Origin of the sequence: Piscibacillus halophilus (genome assembly GCF_900110685.1) — a bacterium.
GTDB lineage: Bacteria > Bacillota > Bacilli > Bacillales > Alkalibacillaceae > Piscibacillus > Piscibacillus halophilus.
The window spans coordinates 17,442-27,969 of record NZ_FOES01000034.1; the positions used below are offsets into that span (position 1 = coordinate 17,442).

Genomic DNA, 10,528 nt, shown 5'->3' on the forward strand with positions numbered 1-10,528 from the left:
CTTGCAAAAAGTGTCGCCAGTTGATATAATCTCTCTGTATGAAAAGATTGTGATATCCCGTCACGGACGGTGAAATTAACTCTGTTTCCACAGGATTCAGGGCAAGAAGGAGTGTATTAGCATGAAGGAAAATATCCATCCAGAATACCGTAAAGTTGTATTCTTAGACACAAGCTCTGATTTCAAATTCTTAACAGGTTCAACTTTAGAATCTGACGAAACAATTGAATGGGAAGACGGTAACACGTACCCATTAATTCGCGTTGAAATCAGCTCAGCTTCTCATCCGTTCTACACTGGTAAGCAGAAAGCTGACAAAGTTGGTGGCCGTGTAGATCGATTCAAGAAGAAATACAACCTTAACTAATTTAGGGTGTTTTAAAAATGAGACTGGCCGTTCACAATTGCTGGACACCATCGTAAACGTTATAACTAGATATAACCTTACAAATGGTGGCTTAGCATGTGCGGTCAGCTTTTTTAATTTTTGTCCTTTATATTTTAATACTAGGTGAAGTGAACGCGTGAGTGTGAAGCTTCCCAAACAAGGCCTTCACCGTCATCGGTGGAGCCAAATTTTTCTGTAAAAGAAAATTAATACATAGGACTCAATTGACTTATACAAACTATTGTTGATAAAGAGGTGCCCTGACATGATGTATGTGATGGAACACAAAGGCTGGTTAGAAGTCATTTGTGGAAGCATGTTTTCCGGTAAATCAGAAGAATTAATTCGTCGTGTACGCCGTGCGACTTATGGTAATCAAAAGGCCATTGTTTTTAAACCAGCGTTGGACAACCGTTATGATGACGAATCAGTCGTTTCACATAATGGCGATTCTGTTGTTGCTCGTCCCATTGATGATTCAAGTCAGATTGAACAGTACATCACAGAAGAAATCGATATTGTAGGGATTGATGAAGCACAATTTTTTGATGATGAAATTGTAGATGTGGCCCAAAATTTAGCAGATCGAGGAATCCGAGTTATTGCTGCAGGTCTCGACCAAGATTTCCGCGGAGAGCCATTCGGTCCGATGCCTCAGTTGATGGCTTTTAGTGAAACAGTCACAAAGCTAAATGCCATTTGCCCTGTGTGTGGTTCGCCAGCGAGCCGAACGCAGCGCTTAATAGACGGCGAGCCAGCTTCATATGATGATCCAGTTATTCTAGTTGGTGCTTCAGAATCTTATGAACCTCGTTGTCGCCATCACCACGAAGTTCCCAATCACCCACGTTCGACGAAACGCGTTTATACTAAACGTGCGAGTTACAAAGCTTAAATGCCTGGCATTTAAGCTTTTTTCAACCAAGCAAATGTCTCATAAATGATTCCGAACGTCTCATAAATCGGCTCAAATGTCTCATAAAAACTCAAAAATGTTCCATAAGTTGCCAAAAACAGCTCATAAACCGACAAAAACGGATCATAATTCAGGAAACATGGGACATAAATTTGCCGTTAACATGAGAAATATTTATATCATTTATGATATGATATAATGTGGAGTATGTACTGATAAAGCAGAGGTGTACGGAAATGTTCGATAAATTACAACATATTGAAGACCGTTATAATAAATTAACGGAACTATTGATGGACCCAGAAGTCATCAATGATTCAAAAAAATTACGTGAGTATTCAAAAGAGCAATCCGACTTACAAGAAGTCGTTGAAAAATATCGTCGTTATAAAGAAGTGACGCAATCCATTAAAGATGCTAAGGCAATCTTAGAAGACGAGTCAGATGACGACCTACGCGAAATGGCCCGTGAAGAATTAGATGAACTCGAGCCAGAAGTAGAACAACTTGAACAAGAAATGAAGCTTCTATTAATTCCAAAAGACCCGAACGATGAAAAGAACGTTATTTTTGAAATTCGCGGGGCAGCTGGTGGTGAGGAAGCTGCATTATTCGCAGCCAACCTTTACCGTATGTATTCTCGTTTTGCAGAGAGTCAAGGTTGGAAGACTGAGGTCATCGAATATCATGAAGCAGACATGGGCGGCTATAAAGAGATTATCTTTATGATCAACGGTCGCGGTGCCTATTCGAAGCTAAAATATGAAAATGGTGCTCACCGAGTTCAACGTGTGCCAGAAACGGAATCAGGTGGACGTATTCACACGTCTACAGCAACGGTTGCTGTTTTACCAGAGGCTGAAGAAGTTGAAGTTGATATTAATGAAAAAGATATCCGTGTAGATACATTTGCTTCATCAGGTCCTGGTGGGCAAAGTGTTAACACGACGATGTCAGCTGTTCGTTTAACACACGAACCGACTGGTGTGGTGGTGTCATGTCAGGATGAAAAATCACAGATTAAAAACAAAGAAAAAGCAATGAAAGTTTTACGTGCACGTATATATGAAAAATATCAAAAAGAAGCGCAGGCTGAATACGATGAAAACCGTAAGTCTGCAGTTGGTACTGGGGATCGTTCAGAGCGTATCCGTACGTATAACTATCCACAAAACCGTGTAACGGATCACCGTATTGGTTTAACGATTAATAAGTTAGATCAAATTATGGAAGGTAAAATTGATGAAATCATTGATGCGTTAATCATCGAAGAACAGACGAAGAAACTAGAAGAAGTCGGTGAATAATGTGAGTAAGATGGTTCAAGAGGCCCGCAAATGGGCTTCTTCTTTTTTAGAAAAATATCACCGTGAACCACGTGTTGCTGATTTAATGTTACAGCATTTATTAAATGTTGATTTGGCTGATTTTTTACTCATTCAGCGTGATGAGATCAATGCTGAGCTTTTAGAAACATTTGAGTCATGGGTTCAAGAACATGCTGAAACGGGCAAACCTTTAGAGCATTTCTTAGGGGTTGCTTCGTTTTATGGGCGTGAGTTTTCAGTGAACCAACACGTCTTAATTCCACGGCCAGAGACCGAAGAATTAATCGAAACCGTCAAACCGTTGATAAAACCTTCTGATGTCGTGGTAGATGTCGGAACTGGTAGTGGAATTATTGCGATTACATTGAAAAAAGAAATGCCCGACGTTCAAATGTTAGCTACTGATATCAGTCTTGAAGCGTTAGCTGTCGCTCAAAAGAATGCGGAGAAATTGGATGCTGATGTACAGTTTGAACAGGGGAATTTTTTAAAACCACTAATTGATTCGGAAGTCACGGTGGATGTCGTCGTCTCAAATCCTCCTTATATTCCAAAATCGGAAAGTGGCGAGCTTTCGGAAGTAGTGATGCACGATCCAGATTTGGCGTTGTTTGCTAATGATCAAGGCTTAGCTGCTTACCGTGACATTATTGAACAAATAAGTTATCTGAAAACATTACCGCGTTTAGTAGCATTTGAAATCGGATATGATCAAGGGGCGACCGTTCCAGAACTGATTCGCAAAGCACATCCTAATGCTGTGATCCAAGTTTTACAAGACATTAATGGTAAAGATCGGATCGTTATATGGAAAAACTAAAAAGGAAGCGCTTCTCGAAAACCGAGAAGCGCTTTTATTTATTTGCAAGTTCCACCATTTTATTTGTAAATTGATAAGCCTTATTTGTAAAAAGACAGGTTTTATTTGCAAGTTTGTCGGTTTTACTTGCGAGATCTAAGAGCCTATTTGAAAGAAAAACATGTCTATTTGCAAGAAAAACATGTCTATTTGCAAGACTCACCATTTTATTTGCAAAACGACTATTTATTCTTTTCCTCCCACTCACTTTTCAACATCCCATATACAATGTGGTCCACAAAATGATCATAAAGCCACTCGCCGCTTCGAATTCGCCCTTCTTGAGTAAAACCGAGACGCTCTGGAATTGCACGGCTCCCTGAATTATATTCTGCCGCTCGAATATCAACTTTGTTCATCCCAAGTTCACCTAGGGCATAATCCGTTAAGGCACCTGCTGCTCTTGTCATAATTCCTTTTCCAGTATATTCAGCGCCTAACCAGTAGCCAATATAAGCAATTCGGTTGGCCCAATCGAGTTTATTAAAACCAGCGACCCCCGCAATGTTCCCTTTATACAACACAACGGCATTCATTCCTTTGTTTTCGGAGTAAATTTGTTTACTGAACTTAATATACTCTTCAGTGTCGGCTTGAGTGGTTGTACGATCTACCCAAGGTAACCACGGCCGTAAGTGATCCCTTGAGACGTCTGTCAGATTAAAAAGTTCTTCAGCATCCCCTAGGTCCACCAACCGTAGAGCAACTTCTTCGTCAACTTGATGTACAAACATGGAAACTCCCCCTTATAGTTTTTAAAAACTATCATAACATAATCTTCCAAAACAGCAATGAAATATTTCGGAAAAATGTATAAATTCTATTAACCGTGTTCATACTGTTTGTAAAGTTACTAGATTACGAGAAAGGTTGATAGAGATGAAATATATTTTAATGGGGATTGCGTTAGTATTAGTCATTCAATTTGTATATATGGAATCGTCAGTAGTGTCTCAGTCAAATTCCGATGAGTATCAAGTTATTCCAGATGAGGCGATTCGCTTAAGAATTTTGGCTAATTCAAATAGTGATAAGGACCAAGAGTTAAAACGAGAGGTTCGTGACCGTGTTAGCGAAGAAATTACGGAATGGGTAGAGGACTTAACTTCGATTAATGAAGCTCGAGAAATCATCCATAATAATCTTGATCAAATTGAAACAATTGTCGCTGAAACTGTTGGCAACCAAGCTTTCTCAGTTGATTATGGAGAAGTAGAGTTTCCAGATAAAGTGTACGACAATTTAGTTTATCCAGGTGGAGAGTATGAGGCGATCTTAATTTCGATTGGTGAAGCAGAGGGAGACAACTGGTGGTGCGTGCTATTTCCACCATTATGTTTCGTAGATTTTTCAAATGGGGCAACGGTTTTAGATCATGATGATGAAAAACAAGAAGAACAAGAAGAAGAGGAAGAAGAAGTTGAAGTTTCATTTTTCTTATGGGATTGGATAAAAGGAATATTTAATGTATAGACAAAACCTGCACAAATGCGGGTTTTTGTATGTTCAATAGGACAAACTATTAAATTTTTCTATGAAATTATCATAAAAGCTCACTCCACCACATAAATTGATAGAGAAACTAGAGTTAAGGAGAGTGAGATGATGATTAACATTACACCGGTAAAAGAACAAAAGACTAAAGAATACGATTCGTTTTTTAAACAAGAAAAAGACAAAGAATTATTTAATGAACCTTGGGTGAAAGAGCATGGTTACTTCTTAGAACTTGATGGTCAGCAGCTTGGATTTTTTGTGCTTTACCCAATTAATGATAAAAAGGTCTGGCTACGGCGTCTAGTGATGAGTGAGCAAACCAACCCAGCATTGCTCATTATGGTGTTCGACTGGGTGTCAGAAAAAGCGAGAGCTCAAAAATACAAAGAACTATTCGTCCATGTTCAAGAGGCCTCGACATCTCCACTTCTAGAAATGAACGGTTTTAAAGAAACATATGAGGCTCCTGTGCACGATCCTAAAGATGTGGATTGGTTCATCAAGGAGTTATAATTTTACCAGCCATACGTGATATAATATCATGAGATGATGAACTAGCAGCAAAGGAGATCACGTATGGCTCATTTACATACAAAAGTTTGGACGATAGATTCATTACCGAATCAACAAATACAAGAAGCGGCTGAATTGCTTCAGCAAGGACAAACAGTCGCCTTTCCGACGGAGACTGTATATGGACTTGGAGCAGATGCAACGAATGAAAAGGCTGTTCGGTCTATTTTCGAGGCAAAAGGTCGCCCATCCGATAACCCACTGATTGTCCATATCGGTTCACGTGATGTTTTAAAACAATATGTGAAAGATGTTCCCGCTCAAGCATCAAAACTTATGGATGCTTTTTGGCCAGGTCCAATAACGATTATTTTGCCATCGAACGGGACATTAGCGACTAATGTAACAGCAGGCTTAGATACGATCGGGATGAGGATGCCAGACCATCCGTATGCCATAGAGTTACTTCAAGCATGTGCCTTGCCAATTGCGGCCCCAAGCGCAAACCGTTCGGGGAAACCGAGTCCGACAACAGCCGAACATGTCTATCATGACTTAAATGGACGAATCGCCGGCATTGTTGACGGTGGACGCACAGGTGTAGGAGTCGAATCGACAGTTATTGATTGCACATTGGACAAACCAATGATTTTAAGGCCAGGAGGGGTCACTCAATCAGACATTGAAACCGCAATTGGTCCAGTCGATTTGGCACCTTCTGTTGTAAAAAAAGATGAGCAACCACGCTCGCCAGGTATGAAATATAAACATTATGCTCCAGACGCTCCCATCTGGATTGTTCGTGGAGGCTCAGACCGGATGCGAGAAGTAGCGTTAGAAGCTCAGCAACAAGGGAAACATGTTCAATTTTTAGTCAGTCAAGAAAGAGCAGAGGAACTTGGTCTTAACGAAGCACTTATTTTAGGTTCACAAAAAAATTTAGCTGACATTACAAGTAATCTCTATGACTCACTTCGTCAAGTGGATCGGTTAGATGTAGATTTAGTGTTAGCAGAAAGTTTTTCTAAAAAAGGAATAGGTGAGGCTTTAATGAACCGACTTGAGCGTGCGGCAACCAAGGTTGTTCAATAATTTTTTTAGTAAACGTCACAGTTTCGCTTCTATTTGCTTTTGGACTTGCATAAATTTAACTAGCATGTCCAAGGCTAGGAGGTACGCTTGTGACGTTTTTTTATGAAAGCATTATTCCAATTGTTTTACTATCGGTTGCGGTCGGAATGGATGCATTTTCAGTCAGTTTATCTGTAGGATTAATGAGGGTTAGGCTTCGTGTGATGGCTTCATTTATTTTGTTAGTCGGGATCTTTCATGTCATGATGCCGCTAGCCGGAGTGACGTTAGGGCATTTATTGTCACATAAGCTTGGCGTCATCGCCCAAAGCATCGGAGGTTGGATTTTAATTATTATCGGAGCCCAAATGATCATTGCCACGATGCTAGAGAAGGAAATGACTCGTCATATGCATATGGCAGGGTTTACGATCTTAGCTTTCACCGTCAGTTTGGATAGCTTTTCGGTGGGACTAAGCCTCGGGATGTTTGGGTTAAATCAAGTAGCTATTATAATTTTATTTGGAATTATGAGCATGTTTTTAGCGACACTTGGCATTATTTTAGCAAAAAGAGGGAAGACGATTCTCGGAAATTATTCTGAATCGCTTGGAGGATTCGTCCTCATATTTCTAGGCATACAGATGGTTTTATAAAAAGGATAAGGCTTATAAAAAATAGCGATGAGCGAAAGGTGGTAACTCCAAAGAAAAGCGTCTACCTGGAGCTCTTTTTTATTTTGCAAAAATCTATCCTTATAACCTTTTCTTATGGTATAGTTCAAATTGAAGAGTTTTGAAGGAGGTTTCTTAATTGAAACGGGTTCTGTTCGTTTGCACAGGAAATACTTGTCGCTCTCCAATGGCGGAAGCGATGTTGAAACATAAACGTCAAGATCTAGAGGTCAAGTCTGCTGGTATTTTTGCTGGGTTTGGACAAGAAGCTAACCCTAAAGCTGTTGAAGCATTGAAAGAAAAAGGGATTACATGCGACCATCAATCTCAACCACTGACAGATGATTTATTAGACTGGGCAGATGTCGTGCTCACGATGACGGCGCATCACAAGCTCAATATTGAAATGGATTACCCAAAATATCGCCAAAAAGTTTATACGTTAAAAGAGTACACGAGACTTAATGATGAAGATTTAAATCCAGATATTGCGGATCCGATTGGGTTATCCAATGAAACATATAAACAGACGCTTGAAGAAATTGAAGCTTACATCGATCGATTAAGTCAAAAACAGGGGGATGAATCATGAAAGTAGTTATCACATCAGACCACGGTGGAGTCAACATTCGTAAAGAAATTGCATCATTACTTGAAGACATGAATATCGAGTATGATGACTTAGGTTGTGCGGGCGACTGCTCTGTTGATTATCCTGATTACGCTATTCCAGCTGCTGAAAAAGTGGCTCAAGGCGAATACGATTATGCAATTTTAGTGTGTGGAACAGGTATAGGTATGTCGATTTCCGCTAATAAGGTAAAAGGCGTACGCTGCGCATTAGTGCATGATGTGTTTAGTGCTAAAATGACTCGTCAACACAACAATGCAAATGTTATCGCATTAGGCGAGCGTGTAATCGGGCCTGGCCTAGCACGCGAAATTGTAAAAGCCTTCCTAGAATCCGATTTCGAAGGTGGACGCCACGCCAACCGTGTTAACAAAATGATGGCTTACGAAGAAAATTAAGAGGATATCTGTTCCGGTAAGGGACAGGTATTTTTTCAAATAACTAAAGTAGATAAAGGAGGGAATCTTTTGAATATAGAGAAGATAAGGGATGAAATTCATGTTATAATGAATCAGTGGAAAGACCAAAATGTTGTGCGACCAAACAAGTTATTTCTAATCGGTTGCTCGACGAGTGAAATAGCTGGTAAGCGCATCGGAACGTCCGGTAGTACAGAATTAGCGCAAGTGATTTATGATGAATTAAATGCTTTTAAACGAGATACAGGAGTCAATCTAGCATTTCAATGCTGTGAACATTTAAATCGTGCGATTGTCATCGAACGAGATGTGTTAGATCGATTCGGTTTAGAAGAGGTGAATGCCGTCCCACATCCTGAAGCAGGAGGGGCTATGGCGTCCTATGCCTATAGGCAAATGGACGAGCCTGTTTTAGTAGAGTCCATTAAAGCTGAATACGGGATGGATCTTGGTGATACATTTATTGGCATGCACTTAAAACCAGTTGTGGTTCCCTTACGTTTAAAGCAAAAATCTCTTGGGCACGCACACGTGACGTTTGCGATCACTCGACCAAAGCTTATTGGCGGTGAACGTGCGAAGTATCAAATTTAATTTTACATACACAAGGAGGCTTTCTCTATGACTCATTTATCTAATCAATTACATGAGGTCGATCAGGAAATGCTTGATGCTATTAATCTTGAAAAAAATCGTCAAAACGATAAGATTGAATTAATTGCATCTGAAAACTTTGTTTCCGAAGCTGTTATGCAGGCAGCGGGGTCCGTACTTACGAACAAATATGCAGAAGGTTACCCAGGCCGCCGTTATTATGGTGGTTGTGAGTATGTTGATATCGCAGAAAATTTAGCTCGTGATCGTGCGAAACAATTATTTGGCGCCGATCATGCGAACGTTCAACCGCATTCAGGGGCACAAGCGAACATGGCTGTGTATTTCTCAGTACTTGAGCCCGGAGATACAATCCTTGGGATGAACTTAAACCATGGTGGTCATTTAACACACGGAAGCCCAGTCAACTTCAGTGGTAAGCTTTACAACGTCGTTAATTACGGAGTAGAAGAAGATACTGAACAACTTGATTATGATAAAGTATTAGCTAAAGCAAAAGAAGTTAAGCCGAAGTTAATCGTTGCAGGTGCTTCAGCTTATCCGCGTACACTTGATTTTAAGAAGTTTCGTGAGATTGCGGATGAAGTAGGTGCTTATTTGCTTGTTGATATGGCGCATATTGCAGGATTAGTTGCTACTGGCCATCACCCAAGCCCTGTGCCTCACGCACACTTTGTGACAACAACAACGCATAAAACATTACGCGGACCACGCGGAGGTATGATTTTATGTCAGGAAGAATTTGCTAAAAAAGTTGATAAAAACGTATTCCCTGGTATGCAAGGTGGACCGCTTATGCATGTCATTGCAGCTAAAGGTGTGGCATTCCAAGAAGCATTACAACCAGAATTTAAAGATTATTCACAAAAAATCATCGATAATGCTAAACGCCTAGGTGAATCCTTAACTAAAGAAGGTGTACGCCTCGTTTCCGGTGGTACAGATAACCATTTATTATTACTAGATGTTCGCCCACTTAACTTAACAGGAAAAGTCGCTGAAAAAGCACTTGATGATGTCGGTGTTACCACTAATAAAAATACCATTCCATTCGATCCAGAAAGTCCATTCGTCACAAGCGGAATTCGCATCGGAACAGCAGCAGTTACGACTCGTGGATTCGGTTTAGAAGAAATGGATGAAGTGGCTTCCATTATTGCGTTTACGCTTAAGAATCATGAAGATGAAGCAAAACTAGAAGAAGCTAAAGCACGCGTTAAGAAGCTTACTGATCGTTTTCCAATGTATCAATAAGTAGCGGTATTCTCCGCTACTTTTTTCATTGTTTAGGAAATTATAAAATGACTCAGTTGTGGATAAGTATGTGATAGAATTTAACTAATAAATTTAGGAGATATTTCGGTATGGGTAAAAAAGGTTCTGGAGTTATTAAACAAATATTAAAAGAACACTTTAATGGTTTTTGGGCATTACATGCCCAAAGGTTCCCAGTAGATTATCGGGATGATATAGAGGAAACAGTTATAAAAACTATTAGATGCGGAACAAAAGACTTAGGTTATGCACGATATGAATGTTTGGGGTGCGAAGGAGAGCCAAGTCCTAAGTTTGTATGTTTTACCTGTAAAAGTCGCTTTTGTCATGGGTGTGGGAAAA

General features: G+C 40.0%; 14 protein-coding genes. 13 read left to right on the forward strand and 1 reads right to left on the reverse strand.

All coding sequences use genetic code 11. From position 1 onward, the window contains the following. Positions 1-121: 121 nt before the first annotated feature. The 4 genes from BMY57_RS12405 (at position 122) to prmC (ending at position 3,452) form a co-directional block, all read left to right on the forward strand. The gene (locus BMY57_RS12405) at positions 122-367 is read left to right on the forward strand and encodes a type B 50S ribosomal protein L31 (protein ID WP_091774783.1); all 246 of its coding nucleotides are present in this window, start codon (positions 122-124) and stop codon (positions 365-367) included. Positions 368-656: 289 nt separating this feature from the next. Next, positions 657-1,283, forward strand: a complete 627-nt coding sequence (locus BMY57_RS12410; protein ID WP_091774813.1) for a thymidine kinase — start codon at positions 657-659, stop codon at positions 1,281-1,283. A 257-nt stretch (positions 1,284-1,540) separates the two neighbouring features. Next, entirely contained in the window at positions 1,541-2,611 is a 1,071-nt protein-coding gene (prfA, locus tag BMY57_RS12415) for a peptide chain release factor 1 (protein WP_091774786.1), read from the forward strand. 10 nt (positions 2,612-2,621) lie between these two features. Beyond that, on the forward strand, positions 2,622-3,452 hold the full coding sequence (gene prmC, locus BMY57_RS12420; RefSeq protein ID WP_091774816.1) for a peptide chain release factor N(5)-glutamine methyltransferase: 831 nt from the start codon (positions 2,622-2,624) through the stop codon (positions 3,450-3,452). A 221-nt stretch (positions 3,453-3,673) separates the two neighbouring features. On the opposite strand, the gene BMY57_RS12425 is transcribed toward prmC, so the two are convergent. Beyond that, the gene (locus BMY57_RS12425) at positions 3,674-4,225 is read right to left on the reverse strand and encodes a GNAT family N-acetyltransferase (RefSeq protein ID WP_091774789.1); all 552 of its coding nucleotides are present in this window, start codon (positions 4,223-4,225) and stop codon (positions 3,674-3,676) included. Positions 4,226-4,370: 145 nt separating this feature from the next. Here BMY57_RS12425 and spoIIR point away from each other — a divergent pair, with 145 nt between their 5' ends. The 9 genes from spoIIR to BMY57_RS12470 all read left to right on the forward strand — a co-directional run. After that, positions 4,371-4,964, forward strand: a complete 594-nt coding sequence (gene spoIIR / locus BMY57_RS12430) for a stage II sporulation protein R (RefSeq protein ID WP_091774792.1) — start codon at positions 4,371-4,373, stop codon at positions 4,962-4,964. 132 nt (positions 4,965-5,096) lie between these two features. Further along, complete coding sequence (locus BMY57_RS12435; protein WP_091774795.1) at positions 5,097-5,501, forward strand: GNAT family N-acetyltransferase; 405 nt, start codon at positions 5,097-5,099, stop codon at positions 5,499-5,501. A 63-nt stretch (positions 5,502-5,564) separates the two neighbouring features. Then, a complete protein-coding gene (locus BMY57_RS12440) occupies positions 5,565-6,593 on the forward strand; it encodes an L-threonylcarbamoyladenylate synthase (protein WP_091774798.1) in 1,029 nt (342 codons plus the stop codon). 89 nt (positions 6,594-6,682) lie between these two features. Then, entirely contained in the window at positions 6,683-7,228 is a 546-nt protein-coding gene (locus tag BMY57_RS12445) for a manganese efflux pump MntP (protein WP_091774801.1), read from the forward strand. Between the two features lie 157 nt (positions 7,229-7,385). Further along, positions 7,386-7,838 carry a low molecular weight protein arginine phosphatase gene (locus BMY57_RS12450; protein WP_091774804.1) on the forward strand — a complete coding sequence of 151 codons (453 nt, stop codon included), beginning with the start codon at positions 7,386-7,388 and terminating at the stop codon, positions 7,836-7,838. Continuing rightward, on the forward strand, positions 7,835-8,275 hold the full coding sequence (rpiB, locus tag BMY57_RS12455) for a ribose 5-phosphate isomerase B (protein WP_091774807.1): 441 nt from the start codon (positions 7,835-7,837) through the stop codon (positions 8,273-8,275). The genes BMY57_RS12450 and rpiB overlap by 4 nt, the downstream gene beginning before the upstream one ends. 75 nt (positions 8,276-8,350) lie before the next feature. After that, positions 8,351-8,890: a TIGR01440 family protein gene (locus tag BMY57_RS12460; RefSeq protein WP_091774818.1), complete on the forward strand. Its 540-nt coding sequence runs from the start codon at positions 8,351-8,353 to the stop codon at positions 8,888-8,890. Positions 8,891-8,917: 27 nt separating this feature from the next. Then, positions 8,918-10,165, forward strand: a complete 1,248-nt coding sequence (gene glyA, locus BMY57_RS12465; protein WP_091774810.1) for a serine hydroxymethyltransferase — start codon at positions 8,918-8,920, stop codon at positions 10,163-10,165. A 110-nt stretch (positions 10,166-10,275) separates the two neighbouring features. Beyond that, a partial coding sequence (locus tag BMY57_RS12470) for a transposase zinc-binding domain-containing protein (protein ID WP_177176385.1) occupies positions 10,276-10,528 on the forward strand: 253 nt, incomplete at its 3' end.

Excerpts from the sequence above, each read along its gene's own strand:
- prfA (WP_091774786.1), top strand. The coding sequence starts at position 1,541 with ATGTTCGATAAATTACAACATATTGAAGACCGTTATAATAAATTAACG.
- BMY57_RS12435 (WP_091774795.1), top strand. The coding sequence starts at position 5,097 with ATGATTAACATTACACCGGTAAAAGAACAAAAGACTAAAGAATACGAT.
- BMY57_RS12410 (WP_091774813.1), top strand. The coding sequence starts at position 657 with ATGTATGTGATGGAACACAAAGGCTGGTTAGAAGTCATTTGTGGAAGC.
- spoIIR (WP_091774792.1), top strand. The coding sequence starts at position 4,371 with ATGAAATATATTTTAATGGGGATTGCGTTAGTATTAGTCATTCAATTT.
- BMY57_RS12405 (WP_091774783.1), top strand. The coding sequence starts at position 122 with ATGAAGGAAAATATCCATCCAGAATACCGTAAAGTTGTATTCTTAGAC.
- prmC (WP_091774816.1), top strand. The coding sequence starts at position 2,622 with ATGGTTCAAGAGGCCCGCAAATGGGCTTCTTCTTTTTTAGAAAAATAT.
- glyA (WP_091774810.1), top strand. The coding sequence starts at position 8,918 with ATGACTCATTTATCTAATCAATTACATGAGGTCGATCAGGAAATGCTT.
- BMY57_RS12425 (WP_091774789.1), bottom strand. The coding sequence starts at position 4,225 with ATGTTTGTACATCAAGTTGACGAAGAAGTTGCTCTACGGTTGGTGGAC.
- rpiB (WP_091774807.1), top strand. The coding sequence starts at position 7,835 with ATGAAAGTAGTTATCACATCAGACCACGGTGGAGTCAACATTCGTAAA.
- BMY57_RS12440 (WP_091774798.1), top strand. The coding sequence starts at position 5,565 with ATGGCTCATTTACATACAAAAGTTTGGACGATAGATTCATTACCGAAT.